Consider the following 25,739-nt stretch of genomic DNA (forward strand, 5'->3'; position numbering starts at 1 on the left):
GTCCTTTCCGTACGGAGGTCCGCGTGCCTTCCTTTCCGCCCGTCCAAGCCGTTGTCCGTGCCATCGAGCTGCTGCAGGCCCTGAACCGCCAGCCGGTATCGACCCTGGACGTACTGTACAAGCAGACGGGCATCCCCAAGCCATCGCTGATACGTCTTCTTGAGTCGCTCGCGTCCAAGGGACTGGTGCGCCATGCGCCGCAGTACGGGGCGTACTACCTGACGTCGCTGGTCAATACGCTGTCGTCGGGCTATCACAGCGAGCCGCGCATCGTCGAAGCGGCCCGGCCGCGCCTGGACGCGCTGACCGAGGCCATCAAGTGGCCGCTGGCCATCGCCGTGTTCGATACCGATGCCATGGTGGTGCGCTACAGCACCATTCCCCATTCGCCGCTGTCGCTGCTGCATTCGACCATCAACATGCGCCTGAGCCTGGTCAGCCGCGCCATCGGCCGGGCCTACCTGGCCTTCTGCGAAGAGGATGAGCGCGAGACCATACTCGCGCTGCTGCGCCAATCGAAGAACCCCGAGGACGAGCCGGCGCAGGACCGGGAGGCGGTCAGGCGGATGATAGAGATCACGCGCGCGCAGGGCTACGCGCTGCGCGATCCCGCCGTGCGCCCGGTATCCGGCACCCTGGCCGTGCCGGTGTTCGACGGCAAGCATGTGGTGGCCTCGTTCGGCATGACGTGGTTCGCCTCCACGCTCACCAACGAACAGGTCGTCGAGCGCTATCTGGAACAGTTGCAGGAGGTCTCCCGCGGCATCTCGGAGGACCTCGCCAGGCTCTAGGCCGCGGCGGCCGTGGCGGGCGCGGGCATGGGGTACTCGTCCGCGTTGCAGACCAGTCCCGGCTTGCTGGAGAAGTCCATGCGCGGCGGGCCGAAGATGTCGATCAGCCAGCAATCGCCCTGGCTGACGTTGCGGCTGGTATGCAGCACCTTCGCGGGAATGACCGTGACGGACGGGCTGCCGATCTCGACGTGCTCGTCCTCTTTCCACATGTCCATGTCCGGCGTCCACGGCCAGCGCAGGTGGTGCGCGTAAGTGCCCTGGATCGCCAGCGAGGCCTGTTCGAAGTCGGCGTGGGTGTGCGGGCTGAGCTTGTGCACGTCGCGCGGCACCAGGCGCTTGGCCAGGAAATTGACCATCAGGTTGGTGCTGCGGAAGATGCGCATGTTGCTGTCGGGCCGCACGTGCTCGGCCAGCACGTAGTGGCGCAGCTTGAAGCCGGCGGGGGGATCGGGCCATGGCACCAGCGGCGCGACTTCGGGCGCGCCGTCGGCGTAGATCTCCTGGTTGACCGAAGCCTGCGCCAGGTCCGAGGCGCGGTTGGAGAACACGCGCACGATGGTGCCCGCGGCGGTGGCCTCGACGCGGCTCGCACCCGGCGGAACGATGGTCACGGTCTCGGGAGCGGCGTCGACCTGCTCGGAACCCGCCTGGATGCGCGCGCCGCCGGTGTGCACGAAGACGAAGTATTCGTCGGGGTTGGCCTCGCGCGCCAGCACGGCTCCCGCCTCGACCTGCGAGACGGCGACGACGAAGTTGGCGCCCCGGGTCAGCCAGGTGCGCGCGCCGGCCTGCTGTTGCTGCGGAGCGGTGTCGTAGTGCGCGGCATAGGTCGCGGGCCGCGGTTGTTGGACAGTCATGGACTTCACCTTTGCTTGAGAGGGAGCCGCGTCAGCCGTGCGACCGGTCGCCTGCCACGGCAACCGATTGCGCGCCTTGGCGCAGCAGGGATTGGTCGGATCCGATCACGAACCAGGTCACGCCTTGCGCGGCGAACTCGTCGCGCTCGGCGGCGTTGGCCACGAACATCGCGGCGATCTTGCCGGCGGCCAGCGCCGCGCGGACGATGCGGGCGGTGGCTTCCAGCACCGCCGGGCTGCGCGAGCCTTCCTGGCCCATGGACAGGGCCAGGTCCGCGCGTCCCACGAACAGTCCGCCCACGCCGGGAACGGCGGCGATGCTTTCCACGTTGGCCAGGCCCTCGACGCTTTCGATCTGGCACATCACCAGCGTCTGGTCGCCCGCTTCCTGGGCCTGCTTGTAGGTCATGGTCCCGTAGCCGGCCGCCCGGGGCGAGCTGGAAAAGCCCCGCACGCCGTCCTTGTAGCGGGCGCGCGAGACGATCAGTTCCGCCTGCTCGGCGCTGTCGACGTGCGGCACCACGATGCCCGCCGCGCCCAGGTCCAGCGTCGACAGGATGGTCGCGGCCTCGTAGTCGGCCACCCGCACGAAAAGCGGCAGGCGCGCGGCCCGTCCGGCCATCATCATCAAGTCCAGCGCCGCCCGGTCGAACGGCGCATGCTCGGCATCCAGCACCCCGAAATCCAGCGCCGTCGTCCCCAGTATCTCCACCACGTGCGGCGACACCGTCTTGATGAACGTCCCGGCCTGCACCGACCGGCTGAAATCCCCAGATGAACCCGTCATCAGTATGTCCTTGTCACAAAATTAAGAACCCCCAACTTCGCCAGCCCGTTGGTCTCCAGGGCACAGCGGATCCGGCTCCGCCGGTCCGCCAGTGCCGCCCCCTGGGGGGCGCGCGAAGCGCGTAGGGGGGATCAGATCGGCGGCGCCTGCAGCATCGGCCGATGGAAGATCTCGCCCAGCCCCGCGTAGTACGGTCCGCCCAGCCGGGCGATGGGCCGCATCGCCACGGCATCGATGTGCCGGCCGTTGAATATGGCCTCGGACAGATGGAAGGCCACCACTTCGCCGATGTAGAGCGTGTTCAGGCCCCGTCCCAGCGGCAGCACGTGCTCGAGCCGGCATTCCATCTGGATCGGCGTGGCGGGAATGCGCGGCGGCCGCACCACCGTGCTGGGCGCCAGCTCGATGCCCAGCGCCTCGGGCTCGCCGATCTCGGGCGGGTAGTCCGCGCCCGACGCATGCATCAGCTCCAGCGTCGCTTCCGTGGCCACGTTGACCACGAACTCGCGCGTCTCGACGATGTTGCGTGCCGTGTCCTTCAACTCGCCCTTGCGCGAGCCGATGTTCACCGCCAGCATCGGCGGGCTGTGCGCCACGTAGTTGTACGAACTGAACGGCGCGGCATTGACCCGTCCCGATTCATCCTGCGTGGTGATCCACGCCACCGGCCGGGGCGCCACGCAGCCCACGATCAGCCGATAGGCCTCCTCGGTGCTCATGCCCTCGGTCTTCAACGTAACGAAACCGCTCATTCAACACTCCATGGGGCGGAAACCACCCCGAAAACCCGTGCCCCAATCCAAGAAGAACTCACAAGACCCAGGGCACAGCGGATCCGGCTTTGCCGGTCCGCCAGTGCCGCCCCCCTGTGGGGGGGCGCGCGAAGCGCGTAGGGGGGCTAATCCAGCTTGATATTGGCGTCCTCGATGATCCGCTTCCACTTCGCGCTTTCGACCTTCATCAGCGAATCCAGCTGCTCGGGCGAACCGCCGCCCACGACCGCGCCGAACTGCTCGAGCTTGGCCCGGCCCTCGGGCGAGTTCAGCACGAGGTTGATCTCGCGGTTGAGTTTGTCGACGATGGGACGCGGCATGCCGGCGGGGCCCGCGACGGCGAACCAGACCGAGGCCTCGACGTCGAAGCCCTGCTCGACCGCGGTGGGCACGTCGGGCGTGCCGGGGAAACGCTTCTTGGAGGTCACCGCCAGGCCGTTCATCTTGCCGCTCTGGATCTGCGGGATGAAGGCCGTGATGGGCGCGACGATGGCCTGGATGGAGCCGCCCAGCAGGTCCGTCATGGCCGGCGTGTCGCCCTTGTACGGCACGCCCAGGAAGTCGGTCCGGGTATTGTGCCGCAGCAGTTCATAGGCCAGGTGCCCGATGGTGCCGTTGCCCGGATTGCCGATGGAATACTTGCCCGGCGCGGCCTTGGCCAGCGCGATGAATTCCTTCAGGTTCTTGGCCGGGGTCTTGTCGGTGGACACGACCACCAGCGGGATCTCGCCCACCAGCACGATGGGAGTCAGGTCCTTGGCCGGGTCGTACGGCATGGACTTGTACAGGTACTTGTTGTTGGCCAGCGGCCCGGAGGTCGTCAGCGTGAGCGTGTAGCCGTCGGGCGAGGCCTTGGCGACCTGGTCGGTGCCGATGTTGCCGGCCGCGCCCGGACGGTTGTCCACGACGAACTGCTGGCCGAGCTTCTGGCCCAGCCGCTCGGCGATCAGGCGCGCGACCACGTCGGTGCTGCCGCCGGCCGGGAACGGCACGATCAGCCGCACCGGCCGGGTAGGCCATGACGCGGCGTCGTCCTTGGCGTGGGCGGCGGTGGCGCCCAGGGCCAGGATGGCGGTGGCGCAGGCGAGAAGTCGATGATTCTTCATGGGGTCTCCGATCTGTCGTAATGAAGAAGATTGCCGCACTCAGTGCGTGGAATCCGCGCGGTGCCGGTCGAGTTCTTCGAGAATGCCAGGCAGCCGCTGCTGCACGTTCTCGCGCAGCTGTCGGTAGAGGCTGTTGCCGTGGGCGTCGATGCCCACCGTGGCGGGGCCCAGGTCCTTGACGCGCAAGGTCACCAGGCGGAATTGCGAGATGTAGTCTTCCCAGTGCACGGACACCACTTCCTGGATCGCGCGGGCCAGCAGCGTGCAGCCGCCGCCCAGGAAGGACAGGTAGATGCAGCCCGTCTCGCGCATGGCCTGCACGCTTTCCTCGCCCAGTCCGCCCTTGCCGCCCACGATGCGCAGGCCGTAGGCCCGGATCAGCGGCGGCATGAGCGCGTCGTAGCGCGTGCTGGTGGTGGGGTTCATGTACAGGGCCTCGTAGCCCGAGGGCGTGTCGCTCTCGCGGTTGTACGAGCTCAGGTGCAGGAAGGCGCCGCCGTGCACGTCCACCGGCAGCGGCTTGCCCTCGCGGGCGTAGTCGATCATGCGCTGGTGCGTAGGCAGGCCGATGGTGACGACGATGTCGCCGGTCAGGTAGACCAGGTCGCCGGCCTGGATACGGGCGATGTCGTCCGCGCTTGCCGGCAAGGTCAGGCGATGGGTATTCACGATGCTCGTCTCCGTTGCCGCTATTCCAGGCGTTCGACCGTGCCGTCCTGGTAGATGCGGGCACAGGTGCGCCGGTTGATCCAGCAGTTGAAGGCCACGGCCACGGGCATGAAGCCGTGGCTGGCCGAATAGTCGATGTGCACCGCCATGGCGGTGGTGTCGCCGCCCGTGCCCATGGGCCCGAAGCCGGTGTCGTTGATGGCCTTGAGCAGGCGCTGTTCCATGGCCGCCAGGACGGGCTCGGGATTGGTCTGGGCGAAGGGGCGCAGGACGCACTCCTTGGCCATCTTGGCCGCGTAGTCGAAGGTGCCGCCTATGCCCACGCCCACGACGATGGGCGGACAGGGCTGCGAGCCGGCCTTGAGCACGGTATCGAGCACGTATTTCTCGATGGTCTCCAGCGACGGGTAGACGAAGGTCTCGATGGCTTCCCAGCGGCCCGTGCCCATGGCCTTGGGCGCGCAGACGATCTCCATGTAGTCCGCGCCGTCGACCATGTCGAAGGTGACCAGGGGCATGTTCTTGCCCTCGTAGCTGCGTTGCAGGGTCAGCGGATTGGTCACCATCTTCAGGATGGGCGGGTCCGCGCGCGCGACCAGGTCGGCGAAGCCGTCGACGATGGCCTGGCGCACGTTGCCTTCGAAACTCACGCCCGTGCCCACGCGGATCATGTAGGTGGGCACGCCCACGTCCGAACAGACCAGGTGGCTTTCGGACTCGGCGGCCTCGGCGCTTTCGAGCATGATGCGCAGCGTCTGCCTGCCGAGCTGGACCGTCTCGCGCTGCTGCGCCTGGGCCAGCACCCGCTTGGTGTCGTCCGGGACTTTCTTCAGCGACCACTCGTACAAGGACGAGGTGACCGACCTGATGGTTTCGCTGGAAATGGACATCGCATGCCGCCGTGCGCCGGCTCTCCGTGCTTACTCTATCTAGGGTGGCAGGATGCGGCGCGGGCGGCTGGGGTTCAAGCGATGTTTTGGTATTTTTCGCCTATAGAAAAGTTGGGCAAGGGCCGGCTACGCCGGATACAGCCCCAGGGCCGCGGCGCGCATGCGCGCCAGCGCGTAGACGGTATCCAGGGTCGGCGTGGAGAATCGGGCCGCCGCGGCGGTCTCGACCAGCGCGCCCAGGATGCTGTCGATCTCCACCGGCCGGCCCGCCTCCACGTCCTGCAGCATCGACGTCTTGATGTGGCCCAGCCCTCGGGTGAAGGCGATGCGGTCGCGCGACTCGACCTGGGCCGGCAGCCCGAGCCGGGTGCCCAGCGCCAGCGCCTCGTCCATCATGGCCACGAACATGGCGTGCAGGCGGGGATCGTCGATCATGTCGTCGGTATAGGCGCCCGTCAGCAGGCTGGCGGGGTTGAAGCAGGCATTGCCCAGCAGCTTGGTCCAGATGTCGGCGCGCACGTTCTCGCTGGCGGGGGCATCGAAGCCCGCCCGCGTGAACAGCCCGGCCACGGCGCGGGCGCGTTCGCTCGACCCGCCCTTCGGCTCGCCCAGCACGATGCGGTTGCCCGAGGCGTGCAGGGTCAGGCCGGGCTCGGGGGTCGAGGCCGACGCGAAGACCACGGCGCCCAGCACCTGGTCCGCCGGCAGGCTGGCCTCGATGCCGCCGTCCGGATCGACGCTGCGCAGGCGCGTGCCGCCCAGGGGCAGGCCGGCGTCCAGGAAGAACCACCAGGGGATGCCGTTCAAGGCCGGGATCACGACCGTGTCGGCGCCGACCAGCGGACGGATGGCCCGTGCGATCTCCGGCAGGGCCGGTGCCTTGACGGTGATGACGACGACGTCCTGCGGGCCCAGCGCCCGGGCGTCGTCGCTGGCCCGGACCGGCGAGGCGACGAGCTTGCCCGCCGAGTCGAGCCGTTGGCCGTGCCGGCGCAGCGCTTCCAGCGTGCGGCCGCGGGCCAGCAGCGAAACGTCGTTGCCGGCCTGGGCCAGGCGTCCGGCGACGAGGCCGCCTATCGCTCCGGCGCCGACGATGCAGATACGGGGGTGATCGGTCATGGTCTTCCTCTTCCTTGGGGGCGGTGCGAGCGCCGGCATCTTACCCGAGGCAACCGGGTTCACCTTCGCTTACGTCGGGGTGCCGGGCGTCCCATCCGGACTTCCGGCACAATGGGGGCTTGCTGTGTTGCATATTCACGATATCTGGATGAACGTATTCGACTCCATATCGGCTCGTGCTCAGGTCGATCCCCCGCCGGACTCCCTGCGACTGCGCATTGCCGGCCATGATTGCGGCTGGGTGGCGCACGACGTGCCGCGCTGGCTGGCCGCCTTTCCGGGCGAAATACTGCTGGAACCCGGCGTGGTGCACCTGCTGCCCGAGCTGGCGGGCACGCCGGCCTCGGCCGGGCGCGCCCAGGCCGTCAGCGAGCTGCTGGCGCGTGTCGCCACGGCGCTTTCCGAAGCCGGCCGGCTCAACGGCTGGCGCAACGAACTGCTGGACGTGGTGGCCGAGGACGGCACCGTCCTGGGCGTGATCGAGCGGGCATCCGTGCGGCCCCTGGGCATCGCCACCCATGCCGTCCACCTGAACGCCTGGACCGACAGCGGGCAGTTGTGGATCGCCCAGCGGTCGTTCACCAAGACCACCGATCCCGGCATGTGGGATACCCTCGTGGGAGGGCTGGTCAGCGCCGCGGAAACCCCCGAATCGGCCCTGCTCAGGGAAAGCTGGGAAGAGGCCGGCCTGTTGCCCCATCACCTGAAGGACGGCCGGCGCAGCGGCCAGTTCACCGTGCGCCGGGTTCTGCCCGAGGGCTACCAGGTCGAGCACGTGACCGTGGTCGATACCGTCCTGGGGCCCGAGGTCGTGCCCGAGAACCAGGACGGCGAAGTGGTCGCCTTGCGTACGGTATCGCCGGAAGAGGTGCTGGAACTGGTGGCCGACGGTGCGTTCACGCTGGAGGCCGCGCTGTCCATGAAGGTCAGCCTGGGCGCGTTCGCGCCCGTATCCCTGGTCGCTTCCCCGGCCGAAGCCGCCCGCGTCAGCCTTTGACCCGGGCCACGGCCTGGCGCGCCTGCCGCCAGGCCGCGAGGGCCGCCCGCGCTGGTTCGGGCATGGCCGCCTCGTCCAGCGCGGGAAGGTGATGCATGATCATGGCGGCATAGGGGCCCGCCAGCGCCGCGGCCTCGGCGCACAGCACGCACGCTTCGCTCGTCGAAGGCTTGCGCGTGCGCCAGAAATTGATTGCGTCCTCGAGTTCGGTCAGGGTGATTTCCATGCGGACCATTCTGGCAGACTTTGCCAGCCGGGGGCGGAAACATTCGGTCAATTCCGATACAGAAAGCGCGAGATCCCGCCACGCCCCGAAACAACATGGAAGGCCGCTTGGAGGTAACTTACGTGAACCTTACGAGCGGAGTGACGCCATGTTTTCCGGTACTTCTTCCGGTTCCCGAATCCCCATCGACGCCGCCTTCGCGCGCGCGCATCGCAGCATGCGGGGAGCCGTCGCGCTGCATCCGCTGGTGGCCGCCGCAGCCATCAGCATCATCGTCCTGGCCGCCGTCGGCGTGGGCGTCCTGACCGGACTGCTGCCCTCGCCGCTGGCCAAGTCGGCCCCCACGCAAGAGCTGACCGAAGCGTCCGCCCCGGCCGGTGGCCGGGATTTCGGCAAGGCCTCGGCCCATGCGCCGGCTCCGGCGAAGCAGGCCGCGGCCGAGCGTGCCGCGCCGACGCGCGCCGCCAGCCGCCCTGCCCCGGTCTATCGCGAACCGGCGCGGCCGGTGGCGGCCACCTGCGGCAACTGCGGAACGGTCGAGAGCGTGCGCGCCGTGCAGGTCCAGGGCCAGGGAACGGGCCTGGGCGCGGTCGGCGGCGGTGTCGTGGGCGGCGTGGTCGGCAACCAGTTCGGTGGCGGCAGCGGCCGTACCGCGCTGACGGTGCTGGGTGCCCTGGGCGGCGCCTACGCGGGCAACGAGGTCGAGAAGCGTGTGCGCAGCTCGACGCAGTACGAGATGACCGTCAGGATGGACGACGGCAGCGTGCGCACTTTCCATAGCGCCTCGGCCTATCCGTGGCGCAGCGGCGATCCGGTGCGCGTCGTGAACGGCTCGGTAGTGTCCCGCAACGGCGGCGACTCCCAGGCGATGCGGGTCGGCGACTACAACTGACCGGCCGGACCGGGCGGCGCCGCCGCCCGGTTCCCGCCCTCAGGCTTTCTTCTTGCGCCGCTTCAACGCCAGCATCGTGCCCCGGCACGAGTCGGCGCCGCACAAGCACTGATAGTTCTTCTTCAACGTCGGCGTGATGCGCTCGTCGATGACCAGGCCGTAGTCATAATTGAGCTCTTCGCCGCGTTCGATGGGATGCTGCGAGACGATGAAGACGCGGCCATCGTCCGTTTCCTCCGCTTCGCAGTTGGGCTCGCAGGCGTGGTTGATCCAGCGCGCATCGTTGCCCTGGCTGCCGCCGTCGATCACCTTGCCGCTTTCCAGCGCGAAGAAGAAGGTGTGGTACGGATCCTCGGGATTGACCGGGTGGCGGCGGTCGGCTTCGGCCGCGCTGATGCGTTCGCCCGCGTACTCGATGACACGGGTGCCGGCGGGGATCTTGCGGGCCGCGAACACACCGGTTCCATGCACCCGCGAGCGGCGCACGACATACCAGGGCTTGCCGCCGGGGCCGGGATCGACGTCCACGCGATCCTCGGCGGGCTGCTCGGCAACAGGAGACTTGCGCGCCCGTGAGGGCGTTTTCTTCTTGACGGTCATTGGGCTCTACGGCTCAGCTGGAGGTCTTCGCGGCCGCCTTCCTGGCGGTTTTCTTCGCGGGGGCTTTCTTGGCGGCGGCCTTGCGCGGCGCGGCCTTCTTGGCCGCCGCCTTCTTGGCGGGGGCCTTCTTCGCCGGCGCCGCGACGGCTTCGTCCTGGCCGGCGGCTTTCTTTGCCGCCGTCTTCCGGGCCGCCGGCGCATCCTCGCCCGCCTTGCCGCCCTTGGCGGGGCGCGGCTCGAACTCGAAGCCTATCTTGCCATCGGGCTGCCGGACCAGAAAGGCCTTGAACTTGCGATTGGTGCGGCTGGAGACGAAGTTCTGCAGCAGGTCGGTGCGTCCTTCGGTCAGCAGCTTGGCCATCTGCTCGGCCGTGATTTCCTGCTGGAGGATGACCTTGCCCGAGCGGAAGTCGCACGAACGTTGCGGCCCGACCGACTTCTCGCACACGAAGCTCATGCCGTGTTCGAACACGTTCGAGCCGCATTTCGGGCACGGGCCCACCGGCGTCTGGCCGGAGAAGTCCACGGCTTCGGAGGATTCCTCGTCGGCCTGGCCGAAGTCGAACTCCAGCTTGTAGTCGTCGGTGATGCGCAGGATGGCCGAGAAGGGTCGGCCCATCTTGCTGATGAAGCCGTTCAGGGGGCCGATCTCGCGCTTGGCCAGCAATTCCTCGACTTCCTGCAGTTCGAAGGTGCGCCCGCCCGGGTGCTTGCTGATCGAGAAATCGCAGGCGGTGCAGGCGTAGCGCCGGTAGTTCTCCTTGACCACGGCGCCGCATTTCGGACACGGCGTGGTCAGGGTGGCATAGTCGCCAGGCACGGTGTCGCGGTCGTATTCCTTCGCGCGCTTGACGATGACCTGGGTCATCTGCGCGATCTCGCGCATGAAGGCCTCGCGCGCCAACTGGCCGCGTTCGATCTGCGACAGCTTGTGCTCCCACTCGCCGGTCAGCTCGGGCGAGGTCAGCTCGTCCACGTCCAGGCCCGACAGCAGCGTCATCAACTGGCGCGCCTTGGCGGTGGGCACCAGCTCGCGGCCTTCGCGGCGCAGGTAGAGTTCGTTGATCAGCCCTTCGATGATGCCCGCGCGCGTGGCCGGCGTACCCAGGCCGCGCGCGGACATGGCCTCGCGCAGCTCTTCGTCGTCGACCAGCTTGCCCGCGCCTTCCATGGCCGACAGCAGCGTCGCTTCCGTGTAGCGGGCGGGCGGCTTGGTCACCAGGCCCACGGCCTCGACTTCCTCGGTACGCACCTGCTCGCCAGGGGCGACCGGCACCAGGTTGGCGTCCTCGCCCTGCGCGTCGCGGCCGTAGACGGCCATCCAGCCCGGATTGACCAGGACCTTGCCCTCGGTCTTGAAATGGTGGCCCGCGACCTCGGTGATCCGGGTCGTCACCAGGAATTCGGCCGCCGGGAAGAACACCGCCAGGAAGCGCTTGACCACCAGGTCGTACAGCTTGGCCTCGGCCTCGCTCAACTCGCGCGGTGCCTGCAGCGTCGGGATGATGGCGAAGTGGTCCGACACCTTCTTGTTGTCGAACACGCGGCGATTGGGCTTGACCCAGCCGCTGTCCAGGATCTTCGAGGCGAACGGCGCATAGCCGGGCCGGCTGGCGGCCAGCGTCTGCATGGTCTGGCGCACCGTGCCCAGGTAGTCCTCGGGCAGGTAGCGCGAGTCGGTACGCGGGTAGGTCAGCGCCTTGTGGCGTTCGTACAGGGTCTGGGCCAGCGCCAGCGTGGTCTTGGCCGAGAAGCCGAAGCGCGAGTTGGCCTCGCGTTGCAGCGTGGTCAGGTCGTACAGCAGTCCGGACAACTGGGTGGACGGCTTGGATTCTTCCGTGACCGAACCCGTGCGCTCGCGGCAGGCCGCCACGACCGACTCGGCGGCGGCCTTGCTCCACAGGCGCGATTCGCGCTTCTCGGGGTCCTGCGGATCCTTGACGTGCTTGGGGTCGAACCAGCGGCCCTCGTACAGGCCGGCGGCGGCGACGAACTGCGCGCGCACTTCCCAGTAGTCGCGCGGCACGAACTGGCGGATGCGCTCCTCGCGCTCGGACACGATGGCCAGCGTGGGCGTCTGCACCCGGCCCACCGTGGTCTTGAAGAAGCCGCCGTCCTTGCTGTTGAAGGCCGTCATCGCCCGCGTGCCGTTGATGCCCACCAGCCAGTCGGCCTCGGCGCGCGAGCGCGCCGCGGCTTCCAGTGGCTGCAGCGCGGCGTCCGAGCGCAGGTCGGCGAAGGCGTCGCGGATGGCCTGCTGCGTCATCGATTGCAGCCACAGCCGCTTGATGGGCTTGTTGGTCTTTGCGTACTGGGCGATGTAGCGGAAGATCAACTCGCCTTCGCGTCCCGCGTCGCAGGCGTTGATCAGGGCGTCCACGTCCTTGCGCTTGATCAGCCGCACCAGCAGGCGCAGGCGCTCTTCCGAGCGCTTGTCGGCCGGCCCCAGCTCGAACTCGGGAGGAATCACCGGCAGATGGGTGAAGCTCCACTTGCCCTTGACCGGATCGTTGGGCGCCACGAGGGTGAGCAGGTGCCCGACGCTGGACGAAAGCACGTAGTCGTCGCTTTCGAAATAATCGCCTTCGCGCTTGAACCCGCCCAGCGCGCGGGAAATGTCCAGCGCGACCGAAGGTTTCTCGGCGATGATCAGAGTTTTGCCCATTGACTTCCAGTTGACGGAGCCGACGCGAACAAATAGTGCGTCAAAGCGCCGGATGATACGGGGGGATTTTTAAGCAGCGCAAGTCGGGCCTATGCCCACCAAGCCAAAAAACGCCGGCTCCGCCTTTCGAAGCGCCCCGGATTAAGACTTGTTTCCATCGAAAACAACCCCCGGCCCCCTTGGGGGCTCACCATACTGGGCACGCGTCAGCGCGTAGGGGGGCTAATGCAGCTGCCGGGCGCTGCCGTCTTCCAGCAGTTCTTCCAGGATCAGGTTGTCGATCTCGGTTTCCTGGCTCCACAGCACCATCAGGACGATGATCTTCAGCTTGTCCAGGGGCACGGGGGCCTCGCCCAGCGCGAAGGCGCGGTCGATCACAATCTCGCGCAGGGGGGACGACAGCACGCCCGCCGACTCCAGGAAGGCGATGAAGCCGATCGCTTCCGATCCGAGCTGGCGATACTCGGCCTCGGCGTAGATACGACAGCCGCTACTGGGAACAAGGGCGAGATCGACACAACGATGAGTGGATTCGGCAAGCCCGGACAGCCAGGTCAGGGCGTCGTCGATTTCATCGTCTTCGAAGCCGGCGGCGGCAAGCTTGCGCGCCAGCGTTTCCGGGTCCGGGCACGCTTCCGGCGTGTAGTAGTTCTCGAAGAGGTAGACGAGAATTTCGAACATAAGTCAGCGTGTAAGGCTGGATCCACTGTACGCTGAATTGCATCCCTAGGCAAATTGCCCGGCATTTGCTGCTCATGCGTTGTGTGCGCGGCACACAAGGGGATTCAGCGCATGGGCGTGGCCTGGTAGCGGCCGCCGTCGAGCCGGGCGATCAGCCCCCGCAGCTCCAGCTCGAGCAGCCTGGCCTGCAATTGCGGGACCGCCAGGCCCGTGCGCGCCGCCAGCGCGTCGACGTGGACGGGGCCGTAGCCCATGCCCGCCAGCACCGGATCCCGCGGCAGCGCCGGTTCCGGCGGCGGCGCTGCGGATCCGGAACCGGCGCCCAGCTCGTCCAGGATGTCCTGCGCCGATTCCACCAGCTTGGCGCCCTGCCGGATCAGGGCGTGGCACCCTCGCGACAGCGGCGAATGGATGGATCCCGGGATGGCGAAGACCTCGCGGCCGGCGTCGGCCGCCAGCCGGGCGGTGATCAGCGAGCCGCTGCGTGCGGCCGCCTCGGCCACCAGCGTGCCTTGCGTCAGTCCGGCCACCAGCCGGTTGCGCCGGGGGAACTGGTGCGGCAGCGCGGGCAGGCCCAGCGGGAACTCGGACACGATGGCTCCTTGCGCGGCGATGCGCTCGGCCAGGCCTCGGTTGCGGGGCGGATAGACCACGTCGACCCCCGTGCCCACCACCGCGACCGTGCCGCCGCCGGCGGCGCCGGCCTCGAGCGCGCCTTCGTGGGCGGCGGTGTCTATGCCCAGCGCCAGGCCGCTGACGATGCACCAGCCCCGCTGCGCCAGGTGGCGGGCATAGGCGCGCGCGTTCGCCATGCCGTCGGGCGTGGCGTGGCGGGCCCCGACGATGGCGATGGCCTGCGGCGACAGCCGGGACGGATCGCCCGCCAGGTAGAGCAGCGGCGGCGGGTCGTGGATGGCCAGCAGCGCCCGGGGATAGCCGGCGTCGGCCAGCGTCAGGAGGTGGTGGCCGGGGTGTTCGGCCCAGCGCAGGGTGCGTTCCAGGGTGGCGGCGTGCTGGGGCGACGGCGAACGGGCCAGCTGCGCGGCCAGCGGTGGCGGCAACAGGGCCGCCAGTTCGTCGCGGGACAGGCTGTAAAGGCGCTGCGGCAATCCGACCGCTTGCAACAGTTCGCGCGCGGTGGCCGGTCCGATGCCGGGTTCGAGGGTAAGCCGCAGCCAGGCGGACAGTTCTTCCGGAGTGTGGGCGAGAGGCATGCCGCTATCTAAACATGGCAGGCGCCGCAGGGTAGCCCCGGGCAGGACATCGATGTCCCGCCTCGCCGCTGAACGGATCGCGCGCCGGCGCGTCCAATGGCCAGGGACGGCGCTCGCCTCCCGCTATATAAATAGCGGGGATCCCCGCGATCCCGCCTCGCGCGGGCGGCCGGACTCGCCGGGAAGCTGTGGTATCTTGCCCCTTGGATCCCGGCCAACCGGCCCCATTTATTCTGAAATGGCCCCTGTCCGAGGGGCAACGGCAACACGATCATGGCATTGCTACCCATTCTTCACTATCCCGACGCAAGGCTGCACAAGAAAGCCAAGCCGGTGGCGGTGGTCGACGACCGCATCCGCCGCATCGTCCGCGACATGGCCGAGACCATGTACGCCGCGCCGGGTATCGGGCTGGCCGCCACCCAGGTCGATATCCACGAGCGCATCGTGGTCATCGACGTGTCCGAGAACAACGACGACCTGCTCGTCCTGATCAACCCGGTCATCACCTGGAAGAGCGAGGAAACCCAGGTCTACGAGGAAGGCTGCCTGTCGGTGCCCGGCATCTACGACGAGGTCAAGCGCGCCGCCCGCATCAAGGTCGAGGCCACCAACGAACAGGGCGAACGCTACGAATTCGACGCCGAAGGCATCCTGGCCGTCTGCGTCCAGCACGAACTCGACCACCTGGAAGGCAAGGTCTTCGTCGAATACCTCTCCCCCCTCAAGCAAAGCCGCATCAAGACCAAGCTGCGCAAGCTGGAAAAGGTCTAGGGAAGCCCACCCCCAAGCGGCCTTCGGCCGCTCCCCCTCAAGGGGGCGGCGCTAGCGGACCGGCAAAGCCGGATCCGCGGCGCCTAAGATCAAAGCAAGCATGCGGTGCTTCGCACCGAGATACCCCACGAAGACCCAGGATGCGGTGGATCCGGCTTTGCCGGTCCACCCGCATCGCCCCCTGGGGGGCGCGCGCAAGCGCGTAGGGGGGGGGACCATGTATCAAGCGCGTAGGGGGGGACCATGTATCATTCCCCCTCCGACAATCAATAATCCCATCCCGCCCGCGCAGGAAGCGGCGTGCAAGGCCGCGCGCCAAGCAGGGAGTCCAGATCCAGGGTGCCGCGGATCCGGCTTTGCCGGTCCGCCAGCGCCGCCCCCTTGAGGGGGAGCGGCCGAAGGCCGCTTGGGGGTGGACTTCCCTTCCGGTCCACTCGCATCGTCCCCTGGGGGGCGCGCGAAGCGCGTAGGGGGGTACTCTAGATGCATCTGGTCTTCGCCGGTACGCCGGAATTCGCAAAAGTCGCCCTGCAGGCCCTGATCGGGGCCGGGCATACGATCGGCCTGGTCCTGACCCAGCCGGACCGGCCGGCCGGGCGCGGGCTCAAGCTGACGCCCAGTCCGGTCAAGACGGCGGCGCTGGAGGCGGGCGTGCCGGTGCTGCAGCCGCGCAGCCTGCGGCTGGACGGCAAGTATCCCGACGAGGCCGCCCAGGCCCACGAGGCCCTGCGCGCGGCGCGGGCCGACGCGATGATCGTGGCCGCCTACGGCCTGATCCTGCCCCAGGCGGTGCTGGACATTCCGCGCCTGGGCTGCCTGAACATCCATGCCAGCCTGCTGCCGCGCTGGCGCGGCGCCGCGCCCATCCAGCGCGCCATCGAGGCGGGCGACGCGCGGACCGGGATCACCATCATGCAGATGGATGCCGGCCTGGATACCGGCGACATGCTGCTCGAAGGTTCCCTGCCCATCGAGGCGGGCCAGACCGCCGGCGAATTGCACGACCGCCTGGCCGTGCTGGGCGGCGAACTGATCGTGCGGGCGCTGGCGCGCCTGGAGGAAGGCGGCCTGCCGGCCACGCCGCAGCCCGCCCGGGGCGTGACCTACGCCGCCAAGCTGGACAAGGCCGAGGCGGCGCTCGATTGCTCGCGTCCGGCCGCCGAGCTGGCGCGTCGCATCCTGGCCTTCAATCCGGTGCCGGGGGCGACGGTGCGGCTGCCCGGCCTGGCCGATCCGGTCAAGGTATGGCGGGCCGAGGCGCTGGACGAGGCGTCGCCGGCCAGCCCGGGCAGCGTCGTGCGCGCCGGCGCCGCCGGCGTGGACCTGGCCACCGGCCAGGGCATCCTGCGCCTGACCGAATTGCAGAAGGCCGGCGGCAAGCGCCAGCCGGTCGACGTCTTCGTGCGGGGCTGGAGCCCCGATCTTTCCTGATGGCGCCGCCTGCCTCCGGGCCCATGTCGGCGCCCTTGTCGGACGTGCTGCTGGCCGCCGCGCGCGCTGTCCAGGGCGTGCTGGCGGGCGTCTCGCTGACCGATGCGCTGTCGCGCGTTGCCGCGCCGCTGCGGCCGGCCGCCCAGGCGGTGTCTTTCCACGCCATGCGCCAACTGGGCCTGGCCCGCGCGGTCAAGCAGGCGCTGATTCCCCGCAAGCCGGCCGATCCGCTGCTCGACGCCCTGCTGCTGACGGCGTTCGCGCTGCTGGTGGCGGACGAGCGCGAAGCCGCCGCGGCTGGCGTCAGTTATGCGCCCCACACGGTAGTGGACCAGGCCGTGCGCGCCGCCGCGGGCCAGCGTTCGCTCGCGCCGTTCAAGGGACTGGTCAACGGCAGCCTGCGGCGTTTCCTGCGCGAGCGCGACAGCCTGATGGAGACCGCCGCCCGCCGCCCCGAAGCCGTCTGGAACCATCCCGACTGGTGGGTGCGGCGCCTGCGCATCGAATATCCTGACCATTGGCAGTCGCTGCTGCGCGCCGCCAACCGGCCGCCGGCGATGGTCCTGCGCGTCAACCGCCGCCGCACCAGCCGCGAGGCGCTGATCGAGGCCTTCCGCGCCGCCGGGGTAGAGGCCCTGCCGGTGGGCGAGGCGGGCGTCGCGCTGTCCCAGCCCCGGCCCGTGCAGCAGTTGCCGGGCTTCGCCGAGGGTTGGTGGTCGGTCCAGGATGCCGCTGCGCAACTGGCGGCGCCGCTGCTCCAGGTGAAGGACGGCATGCGTGTGCTGGACGCCTGCGCCGCGCCGGGCGGCAAGACGGCGCATCTGCTGGAACTGGCGGATCTCGACCTGCTGGCGCTGGACATCGACGCCGGCAGGCTGGAGCGGGTGGATGCCAACCTGGCGCGGCTGGGCCTGTCTGCGCGCACGCAGGCCGCCGACGTGGCCGACCTGGAGACCTGGTGGGACGGGCGGCCCTTCGACGCGGTGCTGGCCGACGTGCCGTGCACGGCGTCGGGCATCGTCCGGCGCCATCCGGACATCCGCTGGCTGCGGCGCGAGGGGGATGTCGCCAATACCGCCGCGCTCCAGGCGCGGATTGCCGATGCCTTGTGGCAGGTGGTGGCGCCCGGTGGTAAATTGCTCTATGCAACCTGCTCGATTTTTCCCGCGGAGGGGGCCAGGCAAGCCGAGGCTTTCCAGCTCAGGCACCCCGATGCGGCGCGGCTGCCTGCGCCGGGGCAATTGCTCACGCAGGCGGAGCCTGATCGGCCGGCCGAGCAGCACGATGGTTTTTTCTACGCGTTGTTTGCCAAGGTTTGATCATTCTCCGACTCCGCCGCGTCCTGATCCTGCCGGTCGTCGCCCTGATGTTGCTGTGGGGCGGCCAAGCCCCGGCATCCGAGCCCGCCGTCCAGTCCGTGACGGTGACCGAACGCGGCCGCGACCTGCTCCTGAGCGCCGATGTCCTGCTTGACCTGAACAACCAGCTCGAGGATGCCGTCGCGCGCGGATTGCCGCTCTACTTTTCGGTCGAGGTCGAGATCCGCCGCCCCCGCTGGTACTGGTTCGACGAGGTCGTGCTGTCCTCGAACCAGACCTGGCGCATCGTCTACAACCCGCTGACGCGCCAGTGGCGCGTGCATTCGGGCAACCTCGCGCTGCCCGTGGGATCCCTGGTCGAGGCCTTGTCGGTCGTGCGCCATGTACGCAACTGGCGCATCGGCGACCGCGACGCGCTGAATCCCGACACCCGCTACGAAGGCCGGCTGCGCGTGCGTTTCGACATCTCCCAGTTGTCCAAGCCGTTCCAGGTCAATGCCCTGAACAGCAGCGACTGGTCGCTCGCGACGCCCTGGACGGAATTCAACGTGCGCCTGGGCAAGGAGCCCGCGCCGCCGCCCAGCTCCGGTGCCGCGCCGCCCCCCGCCGCCCAGCCCGGCCTGCCGCCGCCGCCCTTGCCGCCGCCTTATGCCGTGCAGCCTCCCGCCGGTTCCGGCCCCGGTGCCGCGCCGTCCGCCCCCATGCAATCCGTTCCCGCCCAGTCGGCGCCCCCGTCGCCGTCCGCGCCCATCGTCCCCGCCAACGGCGCCTCCGCCGGCGGCAACGGCCTGGTCCCGCCAGGCGGATCGCCCCACGCGCATCCGGGGGGACTGGGCCTGACTCCTCCCACGGAGTCCCAATGATGCGAACCCGCCGCGTGCGTATCCTGAACCGCTTCCTGCGCGTCCTCCTGGGCATGGGCGGCGTGAGCGCCCTCTTGCTGCTGTTCCTGCTGGCCTGGTCCACCGGCAACTCCTCCCGCCTCGAGCAACAGTACGGCCTGCTGCTGGGGCTCAATGCCATCATCGCCCTGGCGCTGTTCGCCTGGGTGGTCGTGCTGACCGTCAGGCTGATGGGGCAACTGCGGCGTGGACAGTTCGGCGCCCGGCTCACCTCCCGTTTCGCGCTGGCGTTCGCGCTGGTGGGGGTGGTGCCCGGCGTCCTGATCTACATGCTGTCGGTGCAGTTCCTGTCGCGCTCCATCGAGTCGTGGTTCAACGTGCGGGTGGACACCGCGCTCGAGTCCGGCCTGAATCTCGGCCGGGCGGCGCTGGACTCGCAGCTCCAGGAGATGAATGCCAAGGCGCGCACCATGTCGATCGAACTGGGCGACAACCAGGAATCGAACGTGGGGCTGTCGCTGACGCGGCTGCGCGAGCAGGTCGGGGTGCAGGACGCGATGGTGTTCACCTCCAGCGGGCGGGTCATCGCCTGGTCCACCAATTCCTACGGCTCGCTGGTGCCGGAGACGCCCACGCCGCAGGTGCTGCGGCAACTGAAGATCGCGCGTTCCTATGCCGCCGCCGAGGCCAACAGCACCGCCAGCCCGACCACCGTGGAGGGCGTGCAGGGGCCGCTGGGCACGACCCGCGACACGTCCAATGGCGGCGCCCTGCGCCTGCGCGTGATCGTGCCCATCGCGCCCGTCGGCGGCTTCGAGCTGCCCGGGGTGCTGCCCGCCGAGTCGCGCTACCTGCAATTGTTGCAGGGCGTGCCCGAACAGATCGCCAGCAACGCCGAGGAAGTCCAGAGCGGCTACCGCGACTACCAGGAGCTGTCGCTGTCGCGGGTGGGCCTGCGCAAGCTGTACGGCATCACGCTGACCCTGGCGCTGCTGCTGGCGGTGTTCGCGGCGATCGCGGCGGCCTTTTCGCTGTCGTCGCGGATGGTGCGGCCGCTGCTGCGCCTGGCCGAGGGCACGCAGGCGGTGGGCGTGGGCGACTACCGGCCCATTCCCGAACCGCCCCAGAGCGACGAACTGGGCCAGCTGACCCGCTCGTTCAACGCCATGACCCGCCAGCTGGACGAGGCGCGCCGGATGGTCGAGAGCAACCGGCGCCAGCTCGAACGCAGCAACGTCTATCTGGAAAGCATCCTGTCGAACCTGTCGTCGGGAGTGCTGGTGTTCGACGAGGCCTTCCGCGTGGCCACCGTGAACCGCGGCGCCCAGCAGATCCTGCGGGTGGACCTGCGCGCGGTCACCGGGCGGCCGCTGGAGACCATAGACGGGCTGACCGCCTTCGCGCAGACTATACGCACGGCGTTCGCCGAGCACGCGGCGGCGGGCACCGGGCGCCAATACTGGCAGCAGCAGTTCGAGATCGTCCGGCCGCAGCCGGCCGCCGAGGCGGACGGCGCGCGCGAAGGTAACAATTCCGATCCCACCGGCGACGACAATACGATTACCCTGCTCGCGCGAGGATCACACCTGCCGGTGGCGGGAGCGAGTGGGGGCTACGTGGTGGTGTTCGACGACATTACCGAGGTCATCTCTGCCAACCGCGCGGTCGCGTGGGGCGAGGTCGCGCGGCGGTTGGCGCACGAGATCAAGAACCCGCTGACGCCCATCCAGCTCTCGGCCGAGCGGATCGCCATCAAGCTGGCCGACAAGCTCGCGCAGCCCGACGCCGACATGCTCAAGCGCTCGACCACCACCATCATCAACCAGGTCAGTTCCATGCAGCGCATGGTGGATGATTTCCGCGAATACGCCAGGACGCCGCCGGCCCAGCACCAGCTGCTGGACCTGAACGAGCTGGTGGCCGAGGTCCTGACCCTGTACGGATGGGACACGGCGGGCGGCGTGCTGAAGGCCGGCACGGGCAACATCGCGCTGTCGGTGGACCTGGAATCGGTGCTGCCGCGCGTGCGCGGCGATGCCACCCAGCTGCGCCAGGTCATCCACAACCTGATCGCCAACGCCCGCGACTCCATCGAAGAGAAGGCCAAGGAGGCGGCCCGCCAGGCGGGGGAAGGTGCGCCGGCCGGACCCACGTCCAGCGACCGCATCTCGGTCAGCACGCGCCTGATCCAGACGCGGCTGCCCGACGGCCGCGAGCACGCGTCCATCAAATTCATGGTGACCGATACGGGTACCGGCTTCGCCGCCCGCATCCTGCAGCGCGCCTTCGAGCCCTACATCACGACCAAGGCGCGGGGGACGGGGCTGGGGCTGGCCATCGTCAAGAAGATCGTCGAGGAGCACGGAGGCAGAATTGATCTTGCCAACCGGCCCGAAGGAGGGGCAATGGTCTCTATACTATTCACTCGGCTTGCCGGGGGTACGGACGTTGCACACGATGCGTCGCGTTTTTCCGAGACTGCGGGGGCGCAGTCCGCGTAACAGAGGTTTCTAAAGATATGGCCAGAATTTTGGTGGTTGACGACGAGGTCGGCATCCGCGAACTCCTGTCGGAAATTCTTTACGACGAAGGGCATACGGTCGATCTGGCCGAGAATGCCGCGGCCGCGCGCGCGCTGCGCGCCGCCAATCGTCCCGACGTGGTCCTGCTCGATATCTGGATGCCCGACACCGATGGCGTGACGCTGCTCAAGGAATGGGCGGCCCAGGACCTGCTCGACATGCCCGTCATCATGATGAGCGGCCACGCGACCATCGATACGGCGGTCGAGGCGACCCGCATCGGCGCGATCGATTTTCTCGAGAAGCCGATCACGATGACGCGCCTGCTCAAGACCATCGCCGGCGCGCTGGAACGGGGCCGGGCCGGCGCCAAGCCGGCCGCGCCGCAAGCCCCCGCGCGGCCCGCCATGCCGGGTTACGCGCCCGCGCCGCCCACGACCGGCGACGGCATGCGCGCGCCCGCCCCCGGGCTCGCGCCGGCCGTCGACCGCTCGGCGGGCGCGGTGGCCATGCACGACAACCAGCCGCGCTCGCCCCTGCTGAGCCTGTCGCTCGACCTGCCGCTGCGCGAGGCGCGCGACGCGTTCGAGCGGGTCTATTTCGAGCACCACCTGGCGCGCGAGGGCGGCAGCATGACCCGCGTGGCCGACAAGACCGGACTGGAGCGCACCCACCTGTACCGCAAGCTCAAGCAACTGGGAATCGAACTCTCGCGTAAACGAGGCGTATGAAAATCCTGATACTCGGCGCTGGCCAGGTGGGGACCAGCGTGGCCGAGAACCTGGTATCCGAGCACAACGACATTACCGTCATCGACACCGACGGCGCCCGTCTGTCCGTGCTGCAGGATCGCCTGGACCTGCGGGGGTTGATGGGCAACGGCACCCACGTGTCCACCCTGCAAGAGGCCGGGGCGGCCGACGCCGATCTCTTCATTTCCTGCGTGACGGCCGACGAAAGCAACCTGGTCGCCTGCAAGATCGCCAAGAAGGTGTTCAACGTGCCGCGCTGCATCGCGCGCGTGCGCTCGTCCGAGTTCCTCGACCACGAGGAGTTGATGGCCGAGGACGGTTTCGACGTCGATCACCTGATCTGTCCCGAGCGCAGCGTGACCAGCTACATCGAGAAGCTGGTCGACATTCCCGAGGCGCTGCAGGTGGTGGACTTCGCCGGCGGCCGCGTCTGCGCCGTGACGGTGCGCGCCGCCGCCGGCAGCCCGCTGGCGGACCAGCCCATCCAGACCCTGCGCGAGCGCCTGCCGGGCGCCGATGTCCGCATCATCGCGATATTCCGCAACAACCGGCTGGTGCCGCCCGAGGGCGACACGCGCATCGAGCCGGGCGACGAGGTGCTGTTCCTGGCCAACACCCGGCACGTGCGCCAGATCATCCGCGAGCTGCGCGAGAGCGACAAGCGCGTCAAGCGGGTCATGATCGCCGGCGGCGGCAACATCGGCCTGCGGCTGGCCCGCGGCATCAGCGACCACTGCGACGTCAAGGTCATCGAGCGCAACCGCAAGCGCTGCGAATTCCTGGCCACCCAGCTTCCCAGCCGGTCCCTGATCCTGAACGGCGACGCCACCGACGAGAACCTGCTGGAGGACGAGAACGTCGCCGAGATGGACCTGTTCCTGGCGCTGACCAGCGACGACGAGGACAACATCATGTCGTCGCTGCTGGCCAAGCGCATGGGCGCCCGGCGGGTGATCGCGCTGATCGGGCGCAAGAGCTATGGCGAGCTGATGGAGGGGGGGCGCATCGACATCGCCATCTCGCCGTCCGAGGCCACCATCGGCGAATTGCTGCGCTACGTGCGGCGCGGCGACGTGGTGTCCGTCCATCGCTTGCGGCACGGCGTGACCGAGGCCCTGGAGGCCATCGCCCACGGCGACGCCAAATCCTCGAAGGTCGTGGGCCGCCGGATCGAGGACATCGACCTGCCGCAGGGCGCCACCATCGGCGCCGTGGTGCGCCAGGATGAAGTGCTGATGGCGCACCACGACACCGTCATCGAATCGGACGACCATGTCATCGTCTTCGTGGCGCACCAGCGGCTGATCGCGCAAGTGGAAAAGCTGTTCCAGGTCTCGGCGACTTTCTTCTGATCCTTCCGGACCCGCCGCATGCGCAAATTGATTCCGGTCCTGCACGTCCTCGGACTCGTCATCGCCCTGTTCTCGATGACGATGGCGATACCGCTGGCGACGTCCTTCATTTTTTCCGATGGGGCGCGGGACGCGTTCATCCGCGCCATGGTCGTCGGCCTGATCGCCGGATTGCTGCTGAGCCTGGCGACGCGCAGCCAGCGGCGCGAGCTGACCCCGCGCGACGGCTTCCTGCTGGTGTCCCTGGTCTGGAGCGTGCTGGCGCTGATCGCCACCCTGCCGCTGCTGTTCTACTACCACCAGATCGGCGCGCCGCTGTCGATGACCGACGCCTATTTCGAGGCCATGTCCGGCATCACGACCACCGGTGCCACGGTGCTTTCCGGGCTGGACAACCTGCCGCCGTCGATCAACGTCTGGCGCTGCACCCTGGTCTGGATAGGCGGCATGGGCATCCTGGTGCTGGCGGTGGCCATCCTGCCCATGCTGGGCGCGGGCGGCAGCCAATTGTTCCGGGCCGAGACGCCGGGCCCGATGAAGGACGAGAAGCTCACGCCGCGCATCACCGGCACGGCCAAGGGCCTGTATGCCATCTACATGCTGATCTCGGTCCTGTGCCTGCTGGCCTACCGGATGGCGGGCATGAACTGGTACGAGGCCTATTGCCACATGGCCTCGACCATCGGCCTGGGCGGATTCTCGACCCGCGACGCGAGCTTCGCCGCCTTCGACTCGCCGGCCATCGAACTGGTGGCCGTGGTGTTCATGACCATCGCCGGCATCAGTTTCACCCTGCACTTCCAGGCCTTCCGGCGCCGCAGCCTGGGGCCCTACTGGCGCAGCACCGAGGCCAAGGCCTACCTGGCCGTCCTGGCGATCTCGGTGGCGGCCATCACCGCGCTGCTGCTCGAGCGCGGCAACTATGACTCGGTCTGGACGGCCCTGCGCTTCGCGCTGTTCAACACGGTGTCGGTGGCGACCACCACCGGCTTCGTCAGCGCCGACTATTCGACCTGGCCCATCTTCGCCCCGGTCTGGATGCTGGTGCTGTCCTGCTTCGCCACTTGCGCCGGTTCCACCGGCGGCGGCATCAAGATGATCCGCGTGGTGATCCTGGTCAAGCAGGCGCGCCGGGAACTCATCCACATCCTGCACCCGCGCGCCATCAACCCGGTGCACATCGGTGGCCTGCCGGTGCCCAACCGGGTCGTGTTCTCGGTGATGGCCTTCATGCTGTTGTACTGGGCCTCGCTGATGGCGCTGACCATGGCCATGCTGTACACGGGGCTGGATCCGGTCACCGCCTTCACGGCCGTCCTGGCCAGCCTCAGCAACACCGGCCCGGGCCTGGCGGATGTCGGTCCGGCAGGCACGTTCGCCGTGCTGAGCGACGCCCAGACCTGGATCTGCACCTTCGCCATGCTGATCGGCCGCTTGGAATTGTTTGCTGTACTGGTCCTCTTCACCCGGGCATTCTGGCGGAAATGAAGCCGGTCCCAGTCGTGATATTAGTTGGTGCTTACTTACGTGAGGCGCGCAGTCTGGCACTGGAAGAGGCGCGGGCTCATGTAAGCGAAGGGTTACAGGCGGTGATTGTGGAGGGCGGGCCGGGAACTTTGTCCGCCCCACCGGGGGTCGAACTGGTACAGCTGGCGCCCGGGTGCGTTTGTTGCGTAGGGCAGCTGCCGCTGCGGGTGACCGTGGCGAGGCTGCTCCGGCAATCCCGGCCGGCCCGGCTGTGGATAGAGGTCAGCGCGGCCCAGCACGTCGCCGAGCTGCGCAGGCAATTGAATGGACCAGGTTTTGCAGGAGCGGTGAAGCTGTACGAGGGTTAGGGCCCTAAGCCGGTATCGAGCATGGTGTGGCCGATAGGCGGTATCAATCCGGTTGGCCCTCTTGATTTCCAAACGCAGGCACCAACTTAATGAACAGGTGGTCGGTCAGACCCCTGTCTCCAGGAGCCAGACCATGGAAATGATCTATAACAGTCCCAACTATGTCGTAGTGGAGTTCGCCCAGCTCGATGGCGCCTCCGCGGGGGGATTCGAAATCGTCGACAAGCAGGCGCGCCGCGAGATCTACATCGCGGGCGAATCGGCCGAGCAATTCCGCTCCCAGGTGCGGGAATTGATCGCCACCGAACCTTCGATGGAAGACGTGGACGAATTCCTGAGCCAGTTCGACGTCTACATGCACCATCCCGTAACCCTGCACTGATCCCGCCGGGCCGGCGCTCCGCGCCGGCCGGACGGTAAGCACATACTCTTCCTCCAGGGGCTATAATGGCCCCTGTCATCGCGCCGGCAGGCGCGGCATACGCACGAATACCTTCCAATCCGCCTGCCTCGCTCTTGCGCCCATCCCTTGGCCGGCTGGGCGTCTCCGGCGGGTTTCTCCCGCACTCCCGCGTTTTTGCTGATTTGTCAGTGGATGCTTACTCCTGGGCCCCGGTTTTTCGGGTGTCAGCCTAGGGGAAA

24 protein-coding genes are annotated in these 25,739 nt (G+C 68.4%); 12 read left to right on the forward strand and 12 right to left on the reverse strand.

Annotated elements, in window-relative coordinates:
- The first annotated feature begins 23 nt into the window (after positions 1 to 23).
- Entirely contained in the window at positions 24 to 791 is a 768-nt protein-coding gene (locus tag R4823_RS00865) for a DNA-binding transcriptional regulator (RefSeq protein WP_087838888.1), read from the forward strand.
- Here R4823_RS00865 and R4823_RS00870 read toward each other — a convergent pair.
- The 7 genes from R4823_RS00870 to R4823_RS00900 form a co-directional block, all read right to left on the reverse strand.
- Complete coding sequence (locus R4823_RS00870) at positions 788 to 1,651, reverse strand: hypothetical protein (RefSeq protein ID WP_087838887.1); 864 nt, start codon at positions 1,649 to 1,651, stop codon at positions 788 to 790. The two genes, R4823_RS00865 and R4823_RS00870, sit on opposite strands and share 4 nt — an antisense overlap.
- Positions 1,652 to 1,682: 31 nt before the next feature.
- Positions 1,683 to 2,438 carry an aldolase/citrate lyase family protein gene (locus tag R4823_RS00875; protein WP_087838886.1) on the reverse strand — a complete coding sequence of 252 codons (756 nt, stop codon included), beginning with the start codon at positions 2,436 to 2,438 and terminating at the stop codon, positions 1,683 to 1,685.
- A gap of 131 nt (positions 2,439 to 2,569) precedes the next feature.
- Entirely contained in the window at positions 2,570 to 3,190 is a 621-nt protein-coding gene (locus R4823_RS00880) for a flavin reductase family protein (protein ID WP_087838885.1), read from the reverse strand.
- Positions 3,191 to 3,336: 146 nt separating this feature from the next.
- Complete coding sequence (locus tag R4823_RS00885) at positions 3,337 to 4,317, reverse strand: tripartite tricarboxylate transporter substrate binding protein (protein ID WP_087838884.1); 981 nt, start codon at positions 4,315 to 4,317, stop codon at positions 3,337 to 3,339.
- Positions 4,318 to 4,356: 39 nt separating this feature from the next.
- Entirely contained in the window at positions 4,357 to 4,986 is a 630-nt protein-coding gene (locus R4823_RS00890) for a fumarate hydratase C-terminal domain-containing protein (RefSeq protein WP_242621344.1), read from the reverse strand.
- A 20-nt stretch (positions 4,987 to 5,006) separates the two neighbouring features.
- Complete coding sequence (locus R4823_RS00895) at positions 5,007 to 5,876, reverse strand: fumarate hydratase (protein WP_338617065.1); 870 nt, start codon at positions 5,874 to 5,876, stop codon at positions 5,007 to 5,009.
- A gap of 126 nt (positions 5,877 to 6,002) precedes the next feature.
- Positions 6,003 to 6,995: a 2-dehydropantoate 2-reductase gene (locus R4823_RS00900; protein WP_087838882.1), complete on the reverse strand. Its 993-nt coding sequence runs from the start codon at positions 6,993 to 6,995 to the stop codon at positions 6,003 to 6,005.
- Positions 6,996 to 7,143: 148 nt separating this feature from the next.
- Between R4823_RS00900 and R4823_RS00905 the strand changes: the two genes are divergently transcribed.
- Positions 7,144 to 7,992, forward strand: a complete 849-nt coding sequence (locus R4823_RS00905) for a DUF4743 domain-containing protein (RefSeq protein WP_087838881.1) — start codon at positions 7,144 to 7,146, stop codon at positions 7,990 to 7,992.
- On the opposite strand, the gene R4823_RS00910 is transcribed toward R4823_RS00905, so the two are convergent.
- A complete protein-coding gene (locus tag R4823_RS00910) occupies positions 7,982 to 8,218 on the reverse strand; it encodes a DUF3717 domain-containing protein (protein WP_087839102.1) in 237 nt (78 codons plus the stop codon). The genes R4823_RS00905 and R4823_RS00910 overlap by 11 nt on opposite strands.
- 148 nt (positions 8,219 to 8,366) lie before the next feature.
- Here R4823_RS00910 and R4823_RS00915 point away from each other — a divergent pair, with 148 nt between their 5' ends.
- The gene (locus R4823_RS00915) at positions 8,367 to 9,110 is read left to right on the forward strand and encodes a glycine zipper 2TM domain-containing protein (protein WP_243724503.1); all 744 of its coding nucleotides are present in this window, start codon (positions 8,367 to 8,369) and stop codon (positions 9,108 to 9,110) included.
- Between the two features lie 39 nt (positions 9,111 to 9,149).
- Here the strand turns inward: R4823_RS00915 and R4823_RS00920 are convergent, their stop codons facing one another.
- The 4 genes from R4823_RS00920 to dprA all read right to left on the reverse strand — a co-directional run bounded on the left by R4823_RS00920 (position 9,150) and on the right by dprA (position 14,270).
- Entirely contained in the window at positions 9,150 to 9,710 is a 561-nt protein-coding gene (locus R4823_RS00920) for an SET domain-containing protein-lysine N-methyltransferase (protein ID WP_132979704.1), read from the reverse strand.
- Between the two features lie 13 nt (positions 9,711 to 9,723).
- Positions 9,724 to 12,375 carry a DNA topoisomerase III gene (locus R4823_RS00925; protein WP_338617067.1) on the reverse strand — a complete coding sequence of 884 codons (2,652 nt, stop codon included), beginning with the start codon at positions 12,373 to 12,375 and terminating at the stop codon, positions 9,724 to 9,726.
- A gap of 222 nt (positions 12,376 to 12,597) precedes the next feature.
- Positions 12,598 to 13,056: a DUF494 domain-containing protein gene (locus tag R4823_RS00930; protein ID WP_087838878.1), complete on the reverse strand. Its 459-nt coding sequence runs from the start codon at positions 13,054 to 13,056 to the stop codon at positions 12,598 to 12,600.
- Positions 13,057 to 13,160: 104 nt separating this feature from the next.
- Positions 13,161 to 14,270 (reverse strand): DNA-processing protein DprA, encoded by a 1,110-nt coding sequence (gene dprA, locus R4823_RS00935; protein WP_087838877.1) that lies wholly within the window; start codon positions 14,268 to 14,270, stop codon positions 13,161 to 13,163.
- 273 nt (positions 14,271 to 14,543) lie between these two features.
- Between dprA and def the strand changes: the two genes are divergently transcribed.
- The 9 genes from def (at position 14,544) to R4823_RS00980 (ending at position 25,479) form a co-directional block, all read left to right on the forward strand.
- Entirely contained in the window at positions 14,544 to 15,044 is a 501-nt protein-coding gene (gene def, locus R4823_RS00940; RefSeq protein WP_087838876.1) for a peptide deformylase, read from the forward strand.
- 483 nt (positions 15,045 to 15,527) lie between these two features.
- The gene (gene fmt, locus R4823_RS00945) at positions 15,528 to 16,475 is read left to right on the forward strand and encodes a methionyl-tRNA formyltransferase (RefSeq protein ID WP_087838875.1); all 948 of its coding nucleotides are present in this window, start codon (positions 15,528 to 15,530) and stop codon (positions 16,473 to 16,475) included.
- Positions 16,475 to 17,794, forward strand: a complete 1,320-nt coding sequence (rsmB, locus tag R4823_RS00950; protein WP_087838874.1) for a 16S rRNA (cytosine(967)-C(5))-methyltransferase RsmB — start codon at positions 16,475 to 16,477, stop codon at positions 17,792 to 17,794. Before fmt ends, rsmB begins: the two co-directional genes overlap by 1 nt.
- Positions 17,791 to 18,657, forward strand: a complete 867-nt coding sequence (locus tag R4823_RS00955) for a DUF4390 domain-containing protein (protein WP_303395832.1) — start codon at positions 17,791 to 17,793, stop codon at positions 18,655 to 18,657. Before rsmB ends, R4823_RS00955 begins: the two co-directional genes overlap by 4 nt.
- 23 nt (positions 18,658 to 18,680) lie before the next feature.
- Entirely contained in the window at positions 18,681 to 21,137 is a 2,457-nt protein-coding gene (locus tag R4823_RS00960; protein WP_338619240.1) for an ATP-binding protein, read from the forward strand.
- Positions 21,138 to 21,154: 17 nt separating this feature from the next.
- Positions 21,155 to 21,889 (forward strand): response regulator, encoded by a 735-nt coding sequence (locus tag R4823_RS00965; RefSeq protein WP_087838873.1) that lies wholly within the window; start codon positions 21,155 to 21,157, stop codon positions 21,887 to 21,889.
- Complete coding sequence (gene trkA, locus R4823_RS00970; protein WP_087838872.1) at positions 21,886 to 23,262, forward strand: Trk system potassium transporter TrkA; 1,377 nt, start codon at positions 21,886 to 21,888, stop codon at positions 23,260 to 23,262. Before R4823_RS00965 ends, trkA begins: the two co-directional genes overlap by 4 nt.
- Before the next feature lie 18 nt (positions 23,263 to 23,280).
- A complete protein-coding gene (locus R4823_RS00975) occupies positions 23,281 to 24,750 on the forward strand; it encodes a potassium transporter TrkG (RefSeq protein ID WP_087838871.1) in 1,470 nt (489 codons plus the stop codon).
- Positions 24,751 to 25,230: 480 nt separating this feature from the next.
- Positions 25,231 to 25,479, forward strand: coding sequence for a DUF3567 domain-containing protein (locus R4823_RS00980; protein WP_087838870.1), 249 nt, complete (start codon positions 25,231 to 25,233; stop codon positions 25,477 to 25,479).
- The last annotated feature ends 260 nt before the right edge of the window (positions 25,480 to 25,739 follow it).

The organism is Pigmentiphaga sp. CHJ604, from assembly GCF_036972535.1.
GTDB classification, from domain to species: Bacteria; Pseudomonadota; Gammaproteobacteria; order Burkholderiales; family Burkholderiaceae_B; genus Pigmentiphaga; species Pigmentiphaga daeguensis.